This is a genomic window from Clostridium tyrobutyricum DSM 2637 = ATCC 25755 = JCM 11008, assembly GCF_000359585.1.
Lineage (GTDB): Bacteria > Bacillota > Clostridia > Clostridiales > Clostridiaceae > Clostridium_B > Clostridium_B tyrobutyricum.
Genome location: NZ_APMH01000043.1, coordinates 1 through 19,982, shown reverse-complemented (window position 1 = coordinate 19,982; position 19,982 = coordinate 1). Strand labels below are relative to the sequence as shown.

Annotated in this window: 19 protein-coding genes and 2 pseudogenes; 18 read left to right on the top strand and 3 right to left on the bottom strand. The window is 31.3% G+C overall.

Annotated features, from left to right (window positions below):
- The 13 genes and pseudogenes from J418_RS0114430 to J418_RS16285 all read left to right on the top strand — a co-directional run.
- On the top strand, positions 1 to 389 hold a 389-nt coding region (locus J418_RS0114430; RefSeq protein ID WP_017895954.1), incomplete at its 5' end, for an amino acid ABC transporter permease.
- 23 nt (positions 390 to 412) lie between these two features.
- Positions 413 to 1,255, top strand: coding sequence for a D-amino acid aminotransferase (locus J418_RS0114425; protein WP_017895953.1), 843 nt, complete (start codon positions 413 to 415; stop codon positions 1,253 to 1,255).
- A 23-nt stretch (positions 1,256 to 1,278) separates the two neighbouring features.
- Entirely contained in the window at positions 1,279 to 2,058 is a 780-nt protein-coding gene (locus tag J418_RS0114420; RefSeq protein WP_017752702.1) for an amino acid ABC transporter ATP-binding protein, read from the top strand.
- A gap of 24 nt (positions 2,059 to 2,082) precedes the next feature.
- Positions 2,083 to 2,934, top strand: a complete 852-nt coding sequence (locus J418_RS0114415; protein ID WP_017895952.1) for a dimethylarginine dimethylaminohydrolase family protein — start codon at positions 2,083 to 2,085, stop codon at positions 2,932 to 2,934.
- Between the two features lie 23 nt (positions 2,935 to 2,957).
- Positions 2,958 to 3,608: a GntR family transcriptional regulator gene (locus J418_RS0114410; RefSeq protein WP_017895951.1), complete on the top strand. Its 651-nt coding sequence runs from the start codon at positions 2,958 to 2,960 to the stop codon at positions 3,606 to 3,608.
- A gap of 13 nt (positions 3,609 to 3,621) precedes the next feature.
- Positions 3,622 to 4,539 carry an AEC family transporter gene (locus tag J418_RS0114405; protein WP_017895950.1) on the top strand — a complete coding sequence of 306 codons (918 nt, stop codon included), beginning with the start codon at positions 3,622 to 3,624 and terminating at the stop codon, positions 4,537 to 4,539.
- Positions 4,540 to 4,583: 44 nt separating this feature from the next.
- The gene (locus J418_RS0114400; RefSeq protein ID WP_017895949.1) at positions 4,584 to 6,242 is read left to right on the top strand and encodes a M20/M25/M40 family metallo-hydrolase; all 1,659 of its coding nucleotides are present in this window, start codon (positions 4,584 to 4,586) and stop codon (positions 6,240 to 6,242) included.
- Between the two features lie 21 nt (positions 6,243 to 6,263).
- Entirely contained in the window at positions 6,264 to 7,538 is a 1,275-nt protein-coding gene (locus J418_RS0114395) for an aspartate aminotransferase family protein (RefSeq protein WP_017895948.1), read from the top strand.
- A 33-nt stretch (positions 7,539 to 7,571) separates the two neighbouring features.
- Complete coding sequence (locus J418_RS0114390; protein ID WP_017895947.1) at positions 7,572 to 8,759, top strand: pyridoxal phosphate-dependent aminotransferase; 1,188 nt, start codon at positions 7,572 to 7,574, stop codon at positions 8,757 to 8,759.
- 43 nt (positions 8,760 to 8,802) lie between these two features.
- On the top strand, positions 8,803 to 9,903 hold the full coding sequence (locus J418_RS0114385; protein WP_017895946.1) for an iron-containing alcohol dehydrogenase family protein: 1,101 nt from the start codon (positions 8,803 to 8,805) through the stop codon (positions 9,901 to 9,903).
- Positions 9,904 to 9,931: 28 nt separating this feature from the next.
- Complete coding sequence (locus J418_RS0114380; RefSeq protein ID WP_017752710.1) at positions 9,932 to 10,912, top strand: C-terminal binding protein; 981 nt, start codon at positions 9,932 to 9,934, stop codon at positions 10,910 to 10,912.
- Positions 10,913 to 11,177: 265 nt separating this feature from the next.
- Positions 11,178 to 12,053: a PhzF family phenazine biosynthesis protein gene (locus J418_RS0114375; RefSeq protein WP_017895945.1), complete on the top strand. Its 876-nt coding sequence runs from the start codon at positions 11,178 to 11,180 to the stop codon at positions 12,051 to 12,053.
- 194 nt (positions 12,054 to 12,247) lie between these two features.
- Positions 12,248 to 12,460, top strand: a pseudogene (locus tag J418_RS16285) (ABC transporter ATP-binding protein); the annotation flags it as partial.
- Positions 12,461 to 12,516: 56 nt separating this feature from the next.
- On the opposite strand, the gene J418_RS0114360 reads toward J418_RS16285, so the two are convergent.
- Both J418_RS0114360 and J418_RS0114355 read right to left on the bottom strand, forming a co-directional pair.
- Positions 12,517 to 13,056 (bottom strand): GNAT family N-acetyltransferase, encoded by a 540-nt coding sequence (locus J418_RS0114360; RefSeq protein WP_017752714.1) that lies wholly within the window; start codon positions 13,054 to 13,056, stop codon positions 12,517 to 12,519.
- Entirely contained in the window at positions 13,037 to 13,504 is a 468-nt protein-coding gene (locus tag J418_RS0114355; protein WP_017895943.1) for a MarR family winged helix-turn-helix transcriptional regulator, read from the bottom strand. Before J418_RS0114355 ends, J418_RS0114360 begins: the two co-directional genes overlap by 20 nt.
- A gap of 376 nt (positions 13,505 to 13,880) precedes the next feature.
- Here J418_RS0114355 and J418_RS0114350 point away from each other — a divergent pair, with 376 nt between their 5' ends.
- From J418_RS0114350 to J418_RS0114330, 5 genes are all read left to right on the top strand, one after another.
- Positions 13,881 to 15,017, top strand: a complete 1,137-nt coding sequence (locus tag J418_RS0114350; protein WP_017895942.1) for a glycerol dehydrogenase — start codon at positions 13,881 to 13,883, stop codon at positions 15,015 to 15,017.
- Between the two features lie 227 nt (positions 15,018 to 15,244).
- The gene (locus J418_RS0114345; protein ID WP_017895941.1) at positions 15,245 to 17,179 is read left to right on the top strand and encodes a sigma-54-dependent Fis family transcriptional regulator; all 1,935 of its coding nucleotides are present in this window, start codon (positions 15,245 to 15,247) and stop codon (positions 17,177 to 17,179) included.
- A 165-nt stretch (positions 17,180 to 17,344) separates the two neighbouring features.
- Entirely contained in the window at positions 17,345 to 17,755 is a 411-nt protein-coding gene (locus J418_RS0114340) for a hypothetical protein (RefSeq protein WP_017895940.1), read from the top strand.
- A 265-nt stretch (positions 17,756 to 18,020) separates the two neighbouring features.
- Positions 18,021 to 18,569 (top strand): sigma-70 family RNA polymerase sigma factor, encoded by a 549-nt coding sequence (locus J418_RS0114335; protein WP_017752719.1) that lies wholly within the window; start codon positions 18,021 to 18,023, stop codon positions 18,567 to 18,569.
- Positions 18,570 to 19,787 (top strand): DUF4179 domain-containing protein, encoded by a 1,218-nt coding sequence (locus J418_RS0114330; protein WP_017752720.1) that lies wholly within the window; start codon positions 18,570 to 18,572, stop codon positions 19,785 to 19,787.
- Positions 19,788 to 19,793: 6 nt separating this feature from the next.
- Here the strand turns inward: J418_RS0114330 and J418_RS16730 are convergent.
- Positions 19,794 to 19,982: pseudogene (locus J418_RS16730) on the bottom strand (D-alanyl-D-alanine carboxypeptidase family protein); the annotation flags it as partial.

The following is a 19,982-nucleotide window of genomic DNA, read 5'->3' as shown; positions in this document are numbered from 1 at the left end:
CGGCTGTAATAGGTCTTGCATTAAACTGCGGTGCATATATGTCAGAGATAATAAGAGGGGGAATCCAATCTATAGATCAAGGGCAATTTGAAGCTGCAAAAGCTTTAGGCTTCAGCTATGCTCAGACTATGAAAAAGATAATACTGCCTCAGACATTTAAGGTTATAATACCTCCAGTAGGAAATGAATTTATATCTATATTAAAGGATACTTCCCTTGTTTCAACTATAGCAATGGTCGAACTTATGAGATCTGCCCAACAGATATATGCAACTAGTTTTGACCCAATATCTGTATTTTTAACAGCAGCAGTGTTCTACCTTATAATGACTACTGTTTTTACAACTGTATTTGGTATAATAGAGAGGAAATTATCAGTCTATAATTAATTGATGTGAGAAGGGGAAATTAAATGAAAACTTTGGGATATTATAATGGAAAGTATGATTTGATTGAAAATATGACAATACCAATGAACGATCGTGCATGTTATTTTGGTGACGGAGTTTATGATGCTGCATTTAGCAGGAATAATGTTATATTTGCATTGGACGAACATATAGATCGTTTCTTTAACAGTGCAGGTTTACTTAGAATAAAAATTCCATATACCAAAGATGAATTAAAAACACTGCTGATCGATATGGTTAAAAAAGTTGATGCAGTAGAACAATTTGTATATTGGCAGGTTACAAGAGGAACAGCTATGCGAGATCATGTTTTTCCAGGTGATGATGTAAAGGCAAATATATGGATTACATTGGAACCATGGAATATAGAATATAAACAACAAAAATTAAAGTTAATTACTTTGGAAGATACTAGATTTCTCCATTGTAATATAAAAACATTAAATTTGCTTCCAAATGTTATGGCAGCACAGAAAGCTAAAGAAAGTAACTGCCAGGAAACAGTGTTTCACAGAGGTGATAGAGTAACGGAATGTGCTCACAGCAATGTATCAATTATAAAAGACGGTATATTTAAAACAGCACCTACGGATAATTTGATTTTGCCGGGTATAGCAAGAGCACATATTATAAAGATGTGTAAAAGATTTGGAATTCCTGTAGATGAGACTCCATTTGTTTTAAGGGAATTAATGGATGCTGATGAAGTCATAGTCACAAGCTCGGGGGATTTCTGTATGACAGCTTGCGAAATTGATGGAAAACCTGTAGGAGGAAAGGCGCCAGAAATAGTTGAAAAGCTCCAGAATGCATTAGTTGATGAATTCTTGGAAGAAACAAAATAAATACAAAGAAGAGGTGAATATTTATGGAACATGCAGCTGTAGATGGATATGAAGATTTAGATCAGGATAAATATATGATAGAAGCTTTAGATTTAACGAAAAGATTCAATGATTTGACAGTATTTCAAAACCTGAATGTAAAAGTGAAGAAAGGTGAAGTATTAGTAGTAATAGGGCCTTCTGGTTCAGGGAAAAGTACATTTTTAAGATGTTTAAATCATTTGGAGGATATAAATGGCGGAGAAATTATTATAGAAGGAGAAAAATTGAATCCAAAGGATAAAAAATTTCTTAGGAAGATAGCCGCAAAGATGGGCATGGTATTTCAGAATTTCAATCTTTTTCCGCATATGACAGCAATCCAAAATGTAATGGAAGCACCTGTTGTAGTAAAAAAAGAGAATAAAAAACAAGTTTGTCAGAGAGCTAAAATACTTTTGGACAAAGTCGGACTTTCAGACAAGATGGACTACTATCCTTCAAAATTGTCAGGTGGCCAGAAACAGAGAGTGGCAATAGCCAGGGCACTTGCCATGAATCCTGATATAATGCTGTTTGATGAACCTACGTCAGCACTTGATCCTGAACTTGTTGGGGAAGTTTTAAATGTAATGAAAAAACTTGCCGAGGATGGAATGACCATGGTGGTTGTAACTCATGAAATGGGATTTGCAAAAGAAGTTGCTGACAGGGTTATATTTATGGATGAAGGAAAAATAGTTGAACAGGGAACTCCGGAGGATGTTTTTGACAATCCCAAGCAGGATAGAACAAAGAGTTTTCTAAACAAGGTATTTAAATAACAAAATAGAAGGGGCGATTTCAAGATGAGTAGATGTTTTGTTAAAAATTCGACTGGAGTACTAAAAAAGGTATTGCTTTGTCCACCTAATTATATGAAACTTCAGCCAATTAATGTTATAGCTGATAAATGGATAAAGGAAAATAATGGACTAAATATAGAGAAATGTATCAAAGAGCACAATGATTTGATTAAAGCTTATGAGGAAAACGGTGTTGAAGTAGTTTTGATGAAACCGGAAGCAAAGCTTACAAATGAAGTATTTGCAAGAGACTTTGGCGGTTGCATAAGAGAAGGATATATTTTAGGAAATTTTAAAGAACCGATTAGATATGGTGAAACAATAGCATATAAGAGTAAGATGGAAGAGCTGGGAATTCCATGTGTTGCAAAAGTTAGTAAAGGCTATTTTGAAGGTGGGGACTTTTGGTTTTTAGATGATAATACTCTAGCAATTGGTGTTATTGCCAGAACAGATGAAACTGCTATAATAGAAATAAATGATCAAATTAGTAAATTTGGATATGAAATAATACCAGTTAAGTGTTCAGAGGAAAATCTTCACCTGGATATGTGTTTTAATATTGTAGATGAAAAAATAGCAGTAGCATGTAAAGCAACTTTACCTGATAGTTTCCTTCGCACATTGGAAGAGAGAGATTTTAAATTGATAGATATTCCTCAGGAAGGTGTTTTCAAACATCATTGTAATTTACAGGCACTGGGAAACAAGAGAGTAATATCACTTAAATCCAATGTAGAAGTAAATAGAAAACTAAAGGAGCTTGGGATCAAAGTAATAGAATTAGATTTAGAGGAAGTGCTTAAAAGTGGCGGCGGACCTCATTGTATGACTTTCCCGTTAGAAAGAATATAAATTAATAACTAAAGGAGAATAAGATGAACATATTACCCAAAATAGGAAATAAAGTTTCGTTAACACAAAAAGCCTATGATGCTATAAAAGAAGCAATTCTTACAAATAAACTTAAACCTGGAGAACTATTGATTGAAGAAAAGTTGGCAGAACAATTGGAGATAAGTAGGACCCCTTTGAGAAGTGCTTTAAAAATGTTGTCTTATGATCATTTAGTTACGATTAATTCTTCAAGAAATGTTATGGTTACCAATATAGATCAGGGCGAATTGAATCAAATTGCTGTTGTAAGGAAGGCATTGGAAACAACTGCAGTTATGGAATTAAAAAATAATATAACTAAAGGGGAAATAAAAGAACTGGGCAAAATAGTAACTGATCAATTTGAGGCCTATGAGCATAAAAATTATGATAAACTTATAGAAATGGAATATGAATTCCATGTTAAAATAGCAAAATATACAAAAAATAAATGGATATATGATATGGTCAAAACTTCAAATACTGTTGTCCAAAGGTATTTGGTGTTGTCGGGAAGTTTGAATAAATATGCAAGAGTTGCTATAGAAGAGCATGAAGAAATAGTAGAATCCATAAAAAATGGCGAATTTGAAAAGGCTTCGGAAAATATGAAACATCATATAATAAATGTTAATGACAGAATGTTAAAATAAAGGATATCTTATGATGAAGAGTTTGATTGTTTTTAGGCAAATTATTATATTGTTTTTAATCATTGGGGTAGGCTATTATGCCTCCAAAAAAGGAATTATTGATGAAAAGATGAATAAAGGTCTTTCTGATTTTATTGTTAGAATAACATTGCCTTTGCTGATATTGAGTTCTTTTAAAGGTAATTATTCACCGGATATGATGTCTATTATTATAAAAATACTAGTTTTTACGGTATTAATATTTATATTCAGTATAATTATAAGCAATTTACTAAATATTAAAATCAGCTGGGGAAAAAAATCTATAGCAGTATTTACAGGAATATTTTCCAATTGTGGTTTTATAGGTTTTTCAATTTTGAATATAGTTTATGGACAGAAAGGCATATTATATGCTTCAATATTCAATCTTGTTTATAATTTATTTGTATGGACATTCGGGGTAAGGTTTTTTGCAAAAAAAACTACTGATGAAAATATATTAAAAAAAATATTTATGAACCCCAATATAATTTCTGTACTCATTGGATTAATATTAATTGTATTTTCTATTAGTATTCCACCTATCTTCGAAAATTTTTGTACTGTAGTAGGGGGAATGACTACTCCACTATCTATGATTGTAATTGGCTCCATACTTACACAGGTGGAAATAAAGGAGATTTTCAAGGATTTTTCTTTGTATTATATTTCTTTATTGAGATTATTAATTATACCATTTTTAATTTATCTGATATTAACTTTATTAAAAGTGGATAACTTGGTAAAAAGTATAATAGTTATTTCAGAGGCTATGCCGGCAGCAACTCTTTGTCCAATATTAGCTCAAAGTTATGGTGGAAATGTAAAGTATGCGTCACAGGCTGTTTTTATTACAACTTTGGTGTCTATAATTACAATACCTTTAGTAATAACTTTATTAAACATATAGAATTGTATACAAATACAAATACTTTAATGTGAGGTGGATTTAAATTGAATAATTTATTGAGTAATCTAGCTCAAGAAATAGAAAAATTGACACTGGAATTAGTTAATATACCCAGTATCAATGGCAGCGAAGGTGAAAGAAATGTATCCAATAAAATATACGAATATATAAAAAATATTGAATATTTTAAAAAGCATGGGCAATATTGTTTTCAAGTTCCTTTAATTAAAGATCCTTATGGAAGGATGAATGTATTTGCATTATTAAGAGGAGAAAAGAAGCCATCAAACAAGACAATAATTTTACATGGACATATGGATACTGTAGGTGTAGATGATTTTGGAAGTTTGTCAGAATTGGCTTTCTACCCTGATAAATTAGAAGAAAAATTAAAAGAACTGGATTTACCCGAAGAAGTAAAAAAAGATTTGAATAGTGGAGACTGGATATTTGGAAGAGGCGCTGCAGACATGAAAAGTGGTGTAGCTGTTCATCTAGCAGTGTTAAAGGAATTAAGTGAAAATGTTGAAAATTTTAGTGGAAATATTTTATTTATGTCCAATCCTGTGGAAGAAAATCAGCATACAGGTGTAATTGAGTCCTTGGATATATTAAATGATTTAAAAAGAAAATATGGTCTGGATTATAAATTGGCTATAAATAATGATTACATTTGTCCTTTGTATCCAGGTGATAATAAAAAATATGTATATACTGGCGCAGTAGGCAAAATCCTTCCTTCCTTTTATATTGCTGGGCAGGAGACACATGTAGGACAATGCTTTGAAGGATTAAATCCTAATCAGATAGCTTCGGAATTAATAAAAGATATAAATTTAAATACAGGTTTATGTGATGGATATAAGGGAGAATACACTCTTCCACCTTCCGTCTTAAAATATGAAGATTTAAAGAAAAACTACAATGTACAGACTCCCTTTGCTGCATTCACTTATTTCAATTACTTCATTCATGATGCATCCATTAATGAAATTATAGAAAAACTAAAGATTATATCAAAAGAGTCTTTTGATAAAGTAATTTTAAATGTGAATGATAACTATAAAAAATTCTGTAAAATAGCGAATCAGAAATATGAACCTCTTCCATGGAAAACCAATGTAATGACATATTCGGAACTGTATAAAAAAGTAAAATCCAAATATGGGCATAAATTAGATGATGAGATAAATGGTTTAAGTAAAACTTTATTGGATCAGGGTATGGATATAAGAGAAGTTTGTCTTAATGTTGTAGATAAACTTTGGAAGATGAATAGGGAGAAAAAACCTGCTATTGTTCTATTCTTTGCACCACCTTACTGTCCTCACAATACTTTGAAGGACGAAAATGAATTTGAGAATAATATAATAGAAAAAATTAAAAAGTGTGTAAATACTGTTGGAAAAGAAAATAATGAAGATTTTGAAGTATTGCAATTTTTCCCGAGTCTGTCTGATAGTAGTTATCTTAAAATAGATGATGATTTGAACTCTATAGAAAATTTAAAGAATAATCTTCCCAATTGGGCTGAAATATACAATATACCTGTAAATGAAATGAAAAAATTAAATATACCTGCAATTAACTATGGATGCTATGGCAAGGATGCTCATAAGTGGACGGAAAGAGTGTACAAACCATATTCCTTTAATACATTACCAAAATTAATTTCGTCAACAGTGTATGAATTTTTAAAATAATAAATTTGAGAGGTGTACTTTATGAGCAATTTATATGAAAGAAGTTTGAATGTAATCCCACCAGTGGCAGCAAGAGCTACAAAGCTGGGGGTTGTAAAGGGAGAAGGTTCTTATCTGATAACGGAGGATGGAAAAAAAGTACTTGATTTTGCCAGTGGTGTAGCTGTATGCAATATAGGACATAACAATAAAGCTGTAGTAGAAGCAGCTACAAAGCAAATCCAACAATTAATACACGGAGGGCATAATGTAGTCTATTATGAAACTTATGTAAAACTGGCGGAGAAGTTAGTTGAATTAACAGGTGGGGATACTATGGTTTATTTTAGCAACAGTGGTGCGGAGGCCAATGAAGGTGCCATAAAATTAGCCAAGTACGTAAGTAAAAGACAGGGAATTATATCCTTTAAAGGCTCATTTCACGGCAGAACTCTTGGTACTACATCTATAACAGCTTCAAATTCTGCCTATAGAAAGAATTATGAGGGACTTTTGCCAAGTGTATATTTTGCAGAGTATGCAAATTGTTTTAGATGTCCTTACAAGCAAAAGAAGGAAAGCTGCTCTATGGAATGTGTTGAACAATTTGACGATATATTCAAAAGAATTATTGATCCATATAGTGTAGCTGCAATAATTATGGAACCCATTCAGGGAGAGGGTGGTTATATCGTACCACCAAAAGAATTTATGAAGGCTATAAGAGAAATTTGTGACAAATATGGTATATATCTTATTTTTGATGAAGTACAAACTGGTTTTGGTAGAACAGGAAAGATGTTTGCACATGAAAACTTTGATGTAAAACCTGATATTATGACCTGTGCCAAAGCTATTGCTTCCGGCTTTCCACTTAGTGCTGTAATAGGTAAAAAGGAAATTATGAAAAATTGGCCTGCAGGAGCTCATGGAGGAACTTTCGGTGGGAATCCTGTATCCTGTGCAGCATCATTGGCAACTATAGAACAATTGGAAAATGGTGCAATAGAAAATGGTGTTGAGTCTGGTGCATATTTGAAGAAAAGATTGTTTGAGCTAAAAGAAAAGTATCCAATAATAGGTGATGTAAGGGGAATAGGTTTGATGCTTGCCATGGAATTTGTAGGAGAAAATAATGTCCCAAATGGCAGGGCTGTAAAAAATATTATTAATTACAGTGTAGAACATGGATTGATTTTATTAAATTGTGGAACATATAAAAATGTATTAAGGTTTATTGCTCCAACTACAGTTTCAAAGAGCGAAATAGACGAAGCACTTGGAATAATAGAAGAAGCTATTGTAAAGGAATGTTAGAAGTTAAAAGTATTATAAGAAAGGTGATTATATATGGAGCATAGATTTATTTCAAAGAGATACTGGAAAGATGCAACTACCATTATGGATGATGACCTGGCAAAAAATTTAAAACATGATGATACAATAAATTTAAGTATAGGTGTTCCTGATTTTATAACTCCTAAGGAAATAATTGACAGGGCCATGGAGGATGCTGAAAATGGACATACCAAGTATACTGCGCCCATAGGTGACTCTGAATTGATTGAAGAAATAGTGAAGTTCTATTCCGATAAATATAATTTTAATGTTGAAAAAAATGAGGTGATGACGGTAGTGGGTGCCTGTCATGGAATGTACCTGGCACTGGAGGCAGTTACTGACGTAGAAGATGAGGTTATAATTCACGAGCCTTATTTTACACCTTATAAAGAACAAGTGGATTTGGTCGGTTGTAAACCGGTTATGTTGAAGACTTTGGAAGAAGATGACTTTAATATTAATATAGACAGGTTAAAGTCGGTTATAACTAAAAAAACAAAGGCTATAATTTTGAACTCGCCTAATAATCCGACAGGAGCCTGTTTTGATAGGAAATTGCTTGAAGAAATATCAAAGGTAGCTATAGAAAATGATTTAATAGTAATATCTGATGAAGTATATGATGCTTTTACTTATGAAGGAGAATTTTGCCCTATTGCTTCCATACCAGGCATGAAGGAAAGAACAATAACTATTGGAAGCTTTTCCAAAGGATATGCTATGACAGGTTGGAGAATTGGACATGTTATTGCTCCTGATTTCATAGTAAATTGTATGAAAAATATTAATGAAAATATATGTTATTCAGCACCATCTGTTTCACAAAGAGCAGCTTTACATGCATTGAGGCTGAGAAAAAAAGTACAGCCTGAAATGATAGAAGAATTTAAAAATAGAATGTTTTACTCATATGAGAGAATAAATGGAATTCATGGATTAAGTGTGCTTCCAATTAAAGGAGGTATATATAATTTTGTAAATATCAAGGGTACAGGGATGACTTCAAATGAATTTGCAAAAATGCTTGCCAGGGAAGTTCATGTTATCGTCATACCGGGCACTTCCTTTGGGGAAAGTGGAGAGGGATATGTAAGAATTGCCTGTACTGTTGGGATTGAAACCCTTAAAGAAGCTTTTGATAGAATTGAGAATATTTTGCATAAAAAGTGTACTGGTATAACTATGAGTATAAAATAATGGGTAGTATCACCTATAATTTACTAAAAATATGGAGGATGAAATGAATTTTGAATTTTTATTGCCTACAAAGATAATATTTGAAAGAAATTGTATAAGAAAAAATGGACACAAATTAGCTGAATATGGGAAAAGAGCTATGATTGTTACAGGAAGAAATTCAGCAAGGGCATGTGGTGCACTTCAAGATGTTGAGGATGCATTGAATGACAATAGTATTTCTTACATTATTTATAATAAAATAGAAAACAATCCATCTATAGAAACTGTGCTTGATGCTTCTAATATAGGAAAAACTGAAAAAGTTGATTTTGTTATAGGAATTGGGGGAGGGTCCCCGATTGATGCATCAAAAGCAATTGGAGTTCTTATAGCTAATGATATAGACAAAAAAGAATTATTTCTCAATGAATTCAACAAGTCACTTCCTGTTGTTGCAGTGCCTACAACGTCCGGAACTGGAAGTGAAGCAACTCCCTACAGCGTTTTACTCAGAAAAGACATGGAGACAAAAGTTAGTTTTGGAACGAAGGATACCTTTCCAAAGTGTGCTTTTTTAGATCCAAAGTATACAAATTCATTGAGCATAGAAACTACAGTCAACACTGCGGTAGATGCATTTACACATGTATTTGAAAGTTATCTTTCCAGAAGAAGCACGGTTTTAAGTTCAGCATTTGCTTTGGATGGAATCAGAATATTTGGAGAATGCATTGAAGCACTTGCAGAAAATAAAATTGATGATGAAATCAGGGAAAAACTTATGTATGTATCTTTGCTTGGAGGAATTGTCATTGCTCAAACTGGAGTTACAATTGCTCACGGTATGGGTTACTGCTATACCTATTTCAAAAATATACCGCACGGGAAGGCAAATGGTCTTTTGATGGATGCATATATTAGATTTAATTACATAGAGGAAAAGGAAAAAATAGATACAGCCATGGATAAAATGGGATTTAAATCAATTGATGAATTTACTGCCTTGCTTGGAAAGTTACTTGGAAATCCTCCAAAACTTACAAAAGAAGAAATTGAACATTATACAGAACTTACACTGCTTCAGAAAGGAAGCATGTCGAATACAGCTAGAAAGGTGGACAAAGAGGCCATCCGATATCTTTGGGAGCAAACTCAAAAATAAAGGAATTAAAAGAAGGGGAAGTGAAACTGTGAAGATCCTGGTTAGTGATTATCCTGGTACTTGCAGCAGGGATACTTATTATGAAGAGAAGATTTTAAAAGAACATATTAAAGATGTTCAAGTTGTTTTTTATGAATATTCAGATGAAAATAAAGAAGGATTTTTTAAAGAGCTGGAAGATGCAGATGGACTGATTACTGCTTTTATTAAAATTGATAGTGAAGTTCTTGACAGGGCACCCAAACTTAAATGTATATCGATTAATGCAACAGGATACGATAACGTTGATATTAAAGAGTTAAAAGCGAGAAAAATTGGCCTGTGCAATGTACATGAATATTGCACCCAGGAAGTGGCTGAACACACACTTGCTCTTATATTATCATTGTCCAGGCAAATAAAGCACTATCAAAATGATATAGAAGAGAAAAATATTTGGGATTATAATACTGCTTCTGGAATGAAACGAATAAAGGGACAGACTTTGGCTATATTTGGTCTGGGGAGAATAGGTCAGGCTGTAGCCAAAATGGCACAGGCTTTTGGAATGAAGGTAATAGCTGTAGATGCCTTTCTTCCTCTGGAAATCGCTAAAAGATTAAATGTTAAAATGGTAAATAAGGAAACTGCATTAAAATATGCGGATATTATTTCAAATCATATGAACCAGACTGATGAGACAACCTATTATTTTGCCATTGAGGAATTTCAGAAGATGGAAAAGTGTCCTATTTTTATCAATGTTGCAAGAGGTGCTGCTGTAAGGGAGGGGGATATGATAACTGCCCTTGACAAAGGCTTTATTCGTGGAGCTGGATTGGATGTATTGGAAGCTGAAAATCCGGTTTTAAAAGATAATCCATTGTTACACAGGGAAAATGTTATTTTGACTCCACATGCTGCATTTTGTTCTGAAACATCCATGAAAGATTTACAGAGAATTTCGTGTGAAAATATGGTATATTTTTTAAATGGTGAATATGAAAAGGTGTTTAAGATGATTTATTAGTATATTATATGGAAGATTGTTTACCGTATAACTGGATATTTGCTATATTACTAAAATATTTTAGTAATATAGCAAATTTTTTATAGTTTCAAGTCAATACTCATTTTTGGAATTGTGTCATACATGTTCTCGTTGTAATTTATTCAGTTTGATAGAAAACTTGACTATCAAACGGGAAAATGCACTATATAGTGATAAAATTAAATACAAGGTAAAAATCAAATCAAATGATTTCTAAAAGCAATAGTGATATATGGAGGATAAAATGAAATTAGAAATTTATACAATGAATTCTTTTGCAAAGACAAGAATGGGTGGAAACCCTGCTGGAGTTGTTTTAAATTCAGACTCTTTACTTAAGAAAGATATGCAAAGAATAGCAGAAAAAATAGGATTTTCAGAAATCGCATTTGTCAAGAAATCAGATAGAGCTGATTTTAAAGTACTATTTTTTACACCCAACAAGGAAGTAAAGCTGTGTGGTCATGCTACTGTTGCAACCTTTGCACTATTATTATGTAAGAATATTATTAATGAAGGCATATATAAGCAGGAGACGAAGTCCGGTGTTTTAAATGTGGAATGTAGAAATAATAAAATTTATATGGAGCAATGCAATCCTGAGTTTTATAAAATATTAGATAAAAGATATATAGCTGATACATTGAATATTGATGAAAATAATATTATGGATAATATTCCAATTCAAATTGTATCAACTGGATTGAATGATATTTTAATTCCAGTTAAATCACTAAAAGCCTTGTATGATGTTAAGCCTGACTTTAATAAAATTTCATATATTTGCAGTAAAGAAGGTGCAGTTGGATATCATGTTTTTACAATGGAGACAAAGTGCAGTTCAATGGCTCATTGCAGAAATTTTGCACCACTATATGATATTAATGAAGAATCTGCTACAGGTACTTCAAATGGGGCATTAGGTTGTTATCTTTATAAATATGGTATTGTAGATGAAAATTCTGCTAGAAATTTAGTTTTCGAACAGGGATATTGTATGGGTAAACCTTCTGAAATTTTGGTTGAATTGGATACTTACAATAATTGCATCAAAGTGGTCAGAGTAGGGGGAACTGCTTTGAATATAAAGAAAAAACTATTTAGTGATTTTGAAAAATAGGCAGTGATAAGTAGCTTTTACTCTATTGTTTTTCATATAGTTTTCATTATAAAGAGATATAACCTTTTTCAGAAATGTTGGTGAAGCAGGTTTTGTCTGCTTATTACTGCTGCTGGCACCAATTTTTTTGATTGAATATAAAAAATCCCTGAAATTATTAAAGTATTCATATTCAAACATTTCTTTACTCTCTACTAGCAAGGGCGATTGTCAATGACCCTGAAATAATACTGGCAGATGAACCAACTGGAGCCTTAGATCAAAAAACAGGACAAAATGTAATGAATATTTTTAAAAATTTGAATAAGGAGGGAAAGACTGTTATTTTAGTAACCCACGATTCCAAAATAGCAGGCCAGTGCAACAGAACTATAAAAATAGAAGGGACGTATCCTCCATTGAATTAAGAAATGAGCATGGGTTTGTATAAAGACCAAATCCATGCTCACTTTTATGAAAATTTTTACGCTTCTCTACGAAAATCTATACGACTTTCAAATTCACTTTCATCAAGTACCTTTTCATAACAGTAGAAAGGTTTTTCTTTTCCTGGAATTTTTATTTCTCCAACCAAATCATAATCAAACTTTGTAAATAAATTGCTCATTTTTGTATTCAGTGAATGCGTATCTGTTTTTAAATATTTTACATTGTTTTCAAGAGCATATTCTTCAGCAAATTCAAGAAGTTCACTTCCAACCCCCATTCTTCTGCATTCAGGATTAACAGCTACCCTGTGCACGGCCATAAAGTTTTCATCAGTGGACCATTTTAAAGTATTGTATTCATCTAATTGAAGCCTATTGACACATAAAAAACCGGCTATTTTGCCTTCTCTTTCACATATAAACAGGCTGTTTTTTTCTATATCATTGAGAAAATGTTTTTCACGTGGATAGTCTTTATCCCACTGGTTGTTTTCATAAGAATCCATCTCTACAATAATCTTGTCTATAATTTTTATAATATTTTTTACATCATTTTTAACTGCATGTCTTATCATAATTAACACCTCTAGTCTTTTTTATTTCTTTCCAGTGATTTTCAATGTTTTTTCTCATCTTTTTCACTAACTGGTAAGCCAGTTCTTTTTCTTCTTCAGTGAAGTTGTCAAAACAAATTTCAACCCTGTTGTTTTCTTCCTTTATAATAAGAGGATATATTTCCAGTGCCTTTTCTTTTGGGTAGAGCCGCCACATTCTTTTGTCGTTCATATCTCTCTTTTTATCTATATATCCGGCTTTGATAAATTTTTGTACAACCTTTGTAGTAGTAGTTTTGTCTACTTTTAAAAGATTTGACAGATCAACATGATTGATTCCTGGATTTTCACATATCCTGGTCAAAAATATAAACTGACCTTTCTGGAGATGTATTTCTTTAAATTTCAAGTTGTTTATAGAATGAATACATCTTGATACAGCACCTATTTCTCTTAATATATAATTCATTGAAGTTTCTATGGAAGCTCACCTCTTTAAATAAAGTTGAAAGTTCAACGTTATTTATAATAACATAAGATAGTTGAAAGTTCAACTTTAGTACGATATTATAATTTTGGAAAATCAAGGCAATCAAAAATATAAAACCAGATATTTATAAAGCAGTAATACCAAAATGGGAATGGTGAAATGTGTATTCCCATTTTGGTATTGTTTTTTTGCTGCTGTTTGATATTAAATTAACTTAAATGGGCAATTTGGTTGTTTTGTAATTTTGGCACAGTTTATGCTTTATAGAAAAGTGTCACGATTAAATGATTTATTTACTTTGATTTTTATACCATATCATAAAAACTATAAATAATTAAAAAATGGAGGAATGAGTATGTCAATGACAGTGGAATCAATTCAGTCACCAAGTAAGTATATACAGGGTGCAGGAATATTAAATGTATTGAAAGATTATGTAAAAAATTTGGGTAAATCTTTTCTTATAGTATCAGATCCATTTGTATTTAATGATGCTAAATCAAAGATTGATAAAAGTTTTGAAAATGATTCATCAAAAGTTTTATATGAAAAGTTCAATGGAGAATGTACACAAAATGAAATTGATAGATTGATAGAAGTTACCAAAAAAGAAAAGTCAGATGCAGTTATTGCAATAGGAGGAGGAAAGACATTAGATACGGTAAAGGCAATTGGATATTATGCTAATCTACCTGTTGTTATAATACCAACCTTGGCATCCTGTGATGCTCCATGTACCGCTCTTGCTGTAATCTATAAGGAAAATGGGGAATTCAGCAAATATTTGTATCTTCCACAAAATCCAAATATGGTTATAGTTGATACAGATATAATTTTGGGAGCACCTGTAAAGTTTCTGGCAGCAGGTATTGGAGATGCCTTTGCAACATATTATGAAGCAAGAGCCTGCTATAGAGCCGGTGCAGTAAATTTGGTAGGTACCAAGATAACAAATGCAGCTATGGCACTTGCCGAGGCTTGCCGTGAAACACTTTTAAAAGATGGCCTAGCAGCAAAAGATGCAAATGAAAAGCATGTTTCTACAAAAGCATTTGAAAACATAGTGGAGGCCAATATATATTTAAGTGGAGTTGGAGCTGAAAGTTCAGGATTGGCAGCTGCTCATGCAATTAGCAATGGACTTACTGTTATACCAGAATTACACCATGTATCCCATGGGGAAAAAGTTGGATTTGGCACAACAGTTCAGTTGGTTCTTGAGGGTGTTTCTGATAAGGAGCTGAAAGAGGCAGTAGAATTCATGGCAAGTGTAGGGCTTCCGGTAACATTACAGGACATGGGTTTGAAATCCATAGACAGGGAACTTGTAAGAAAAGTTGCAGAACTTTCATGTGCAAAAGATGATACTATGGGTCATATGCCATTTGAAGTTACTGTGGACAATCTATGCAGCGCAATAATTGATGCCAATAAAAAGGCTTCAGAAATAGTTGAGAATATGAAAAGTTCAAATAAAGTATTAACAAAGTAAAATAAAAATTTAACTTAGTACATTGATTTTCATCAGTGTACTACTTTTTTACATGAAACATTTGGGCTGTTTAATAAAAAACTAACCATATATTGCTGAAGTAATAACAGATCAGGGCTTATCTATATAATTTCATAATTTATTTCTTTACATTCATTTTTACTAAAGGTAGAATAATCATAGGATGACTATTTGCCTTTTTAATTTTCATTGAGGAGGATAAAATTATGAGTTATATAGAAAAGGTTGCAGAAGAACGTCAAAGATTTATACAATATAATGAAATGCCCAAGTATGTAAGATCGGATATTTTGAACTCATGGATAAGATGTAAAGAATATGGTGTGACAAAGGATCAAAATGAGCCTAATATTCTTTCCAAAGGTGAGTTCGATGCAGTGCTTAAAAGAAAAAATGAATTTATCCAGATATGTCTTCCTGTAATGCTTAACTTATATGATATTCTAAAGGACACAAATTATTCTATTATATTGACTGATGAAAATGGTGTAGTATTAAAAATCGTTGGAAATGAAGAGATAATGAAGAAGAATAGGGAACTTGGCCTTTTAGAGGGACGAAGATGGTTGGAACAGGATGTGGGAACCAATGCAGTTGGAACATGCCTTTATCTTGACAAACCAATACAGACTTTGGGTACGGAACAGTACTGCAAAGGACAGGACACCTGGACCTGTTCTGCATCTCCAATACATGATAGTAGGGGAAATATAATAGGCTGCATGGATCTTTCAGGAAGTTATGGAGATTTCCATCAGCACACTCTTGGAATAGTAGTAGAAGCTTCAAATACAATACAGGAGCAATTTGCAATAGCCGAGCATAGAAAGTGGACGGAAGTAGCTTTTAATTCAATAAATCAGGGAATATTGATTATAGATAATGAATTAAAGGTTAAATATCTTAATGACAACATATGCAGTATACTTGGAATAGATAAAAATAAAATTTATAAACTGGATATGAAGGATGTACTCAGGGATATAGTCAAAGATATGTATGATCCAAATAAAAATGACAAGATAACTTATAGGGAGATAAGTCTTTATATAAAAAACAGAAGGGTAGAATGCAACATAAGTTTGACTCAGGTTATAATGCATGGAAGACGTATAGGATTTGTATTTGTAGTCAAAAAAGCCGATACAATGAGAAATGTGGTAAATAAAATAGCGGGATTTTCCTCCAGATATGATTTTACAAATATACTTACATCTGATAATAAAATGCTTGATATGATACGTGACGCCAAAAAAATTGCAAAAAATGATGCTGCGGTTCTTATTACGGGTGAAAGCGGCACTGGAAAAGAACTGTTTGCCCATTCCATACACAATGGAAGCAAAATGGCCGACGGGCCTTTTGTTGCAATAAACTGTGCTGCACTTCCAAAGGATCTCGTTGAAAGTGAATTGTTTGGCTATGAAAAAGGTTCATTTACCGGTGCATCCAAGGAAGGACATCCAGGAAAGTTTGAGCTTGCAAACGGGGGGACAATTTTTCTCGATGAAATTGGAGAACTTCCACTTGAAATTCAGCCCAAGCTTTTAAGAGTACTGGATAACCACAAAGTGACAAGAATAGGTGGAAAGTATGAAAGAGATCTTGATGTACGGTTTATAGCAGCTACAAACAGGGACCTTATAAGTGAAGTGGAAAGTAATAATTTTAGGAGTGATCTGTATTTCAGACTAAGTGTATTTAATATAGAGCTTATCCCCCTGAGGGACAGAAAAGGAGATATAGATATGCTGATTAAGTTCTTTATCAACAAATTAAGTGAAAAAAATGAGATAAAGATAGAGCATATAGACCAAAAATTTATAAATATACTTAAAAACTATAGATGGCCGGGAAATATAAGGGAACTTGAAAATGTAATACAGAGGGCCTATTATCTGTCACAGGACGGGGTCATAACTGAATCCTCACTTCCAGAGTATATTAAAAAGAACAGCAAGGATACGGAATATGTGGAGGAAGAGATTCCAACATTTGAAAAAGCAGAGAAAGACCTTATAATAAAAGCTCTTAAACAGTGTAATGGCAATGTAATGGATGCCAGTAAGATGCTTAAAATAGGAAAGTCCACTTTATATAGAAAGATAAAAAAGTATGTTCTCGAATTGTATTTGAAATAGGAAATGGAATTAGTATTGATTTTTATAAAAACCTATTACGTTTGTCCAAGGATTAGCATAAAATTTTAATTTATATAATTATATTCCAAATATCACATCGATTAACATTATGTTATATTAATATAATGAATTTATTATTTATTTAAAGATGAGGAATGGTATATAATGAGAAAAGGTAAATATTTTTTAATAATTGCTATTTGTTTAATAGCAGTATATTTAATTTATAGTTTTTTTAAACCAGGCGTTAAAATATCTATAAATAATAATACATTTAAAGAAATAAGTGGGCTAAAAGTTAAATCTTCTGCACTTATTAATGATGTAAAAATTACAAATATTAGTAAACGTAGTAAATATACAATAAAGTTAAAGCTATCTAAAGATTTTGATGAAAGTAATATGACAATGTATTATTTTGACAATAAGGGTAGTAAGCATGCAATTTATTTAATAGGTTACTTTGAAAAGGGATATAGAGGTAAAATAGATGTAACTCTAAATTCAATAAATACTAAAGGTATTTTATCCGTAAATGTAAAAGAGCATAATAACATATTTAAAAAATTGTTTTAAGTATTACATATTTAAAGTGATTGGAATTTCCATATAGAGGTGGTTAGGGCTAAGTATTGCTACTTTTATTCTAACTATATATAAAAGCAAAAAGAGTATTTGTACTCTTTTTGCTAATTTTTTTATTATATTTGTTTGTTTTTTAGAAATTTTGCTAATCTTTTTAACTTAATAAATGGTATTAAGTGTAACTTTTTATATGCTAAAAGTGTCTAATTAATGTATGATAAATAGTTTTCAAATGTATTTGAAGAGGAGTGAGGTAGTGAAAGTCAAAGAATCAGATAAAATTCAAGATCTTGTAAATAATGCTAAAAGAGGAGATGATACATCATTTGTTGAGTTGATAAATTTTTATAAACAAAATCTATATAAAATGGCCTTTATATATGTAAGAAATGAACAAGATGCTTTAGATATTGTAAGTGATACTGTATATAAAGCTTATATGAATATAAACAAATTAAGAGAATCACAGTATTTTAGCAGCTGGATTATAAAAATACTCATAAATTTATCTATAAATAAGTTAAAAAGTAATAAAAATATTATTTATGTTGATGATTATAGTTTATTAGACAAGAATAGTAATATTTCAGAAATGGAATTTAACATATCTAAAAATATTGACTTATATAATGCAATGGATAATTTAAATATAAAGTATAAAAACTTAATTATTTTAAAATACTTTCAAGATATGACTATTTCCCAAATTTCTAAACTTTTGGAATATCCGGAAGGCACGGTAAAAGTTTATTTAAGAAGAGCATTAAAAAAGTTGAAAGTTGAATTAGAAAAGGGGTGTATTTAAATGAAACATGATCCTAAAAATGGATTTGAAAAAATTACTATATCAAATAGACTTGATGACGTAATTAAAAAATCTATTTCAAAAGCAAAGAGAGATAAAAAAATAAGAAATATAAAACTAAGGCTGATTAAGATTAATGTTGCAATAGCTTCATTGATTATTATTTTTATTAGCAGTGTTAATTTTATACCTGTTTTTGCAGAGTCATTAAGTGATGTACCTGTAATATCATCTATTGCCAATGCTGTACAATTTCATTATGATAAAAATATAAATAGTGCTGTAAATCAAAATTTATCTCAAAATATAAGCAAAATTCAAAAAGATAAGAATATAAGTATTACTGTTGATAATGTAATAACAGATGATAAAGATATATTTATATTATATACATTAAATGGAATAATAGCTGATAAGGACATCAAGAATATTTTGCTAGAAAAATTTTCTATAACTGATAACAATGGAAAAACCCTCTTGAGCAGTAATGACTTTAGATCACAAATACTTCCGCCTAAATTGAATAATAAAAATGAAGATAGCTTAGCGTTAAGCAATACAAATTATAAATGTATAATTTCATCATTAGGTAATTCTATTGAAAATTACTCCCAAAATAAGAAAACCTTTGGTTCAATAGAGTTAATAAGTATAAGGGATATGAAAATACCTGATAAAATAAATTTAACAATTTCAGGTGTTACTGAAGCATATAATATGTCTTATTCTAAAGAAGCTTATAATAATTTTACTTCAAAATTCAATAGAGAACCGAAAAATATATCTGGTAATTGGAATTTTGCAATAAAGCTTGATAAAAATCTAAAATCACAAAAGCCAGAAGAATATAATAATATTCCATTTTCAATTAATAATACTAATTTTACTTTAAAAAGTGTAAAAATCTATCCTACCCATACTGAAATCAGAGTACAATTAGGTAAAAATAGTATTGATAAATACCAATGTAGTTCAATTGGAAGAATAATTGGAGGGGATACTAGCAAATTGCCTTATTTAACAGATGAGAAAGGAAATAAATATAGTATTTCGGGAAATGCTTTGGTAAGAATGGATTCGGAAAATTGTGTAAATTTATCATTTGAAAGCCCTTACTTTAACAAAATAAATAAATTACATCTAGTGATAAATCAACTTAACTATTCAAATGGTGAACCTTATATAAATATAAATCCGACAAAAATAAAAATTAAATAGTTCGTATTATTTTTCTATACTGCTGTATACAGCTAACGCATCGGTAATATTATACTGTTCCGAATGGTGATTCCCTTTCGCACCAGCTGAAATCAGAATATATTCCTGTCTACCTACTTTGGCGAGACTGGCGAGACATAGACCGGCTTCGTTGGTATATCCAGTTTTTCCTCCTTGTATAATGTGGTTATAACA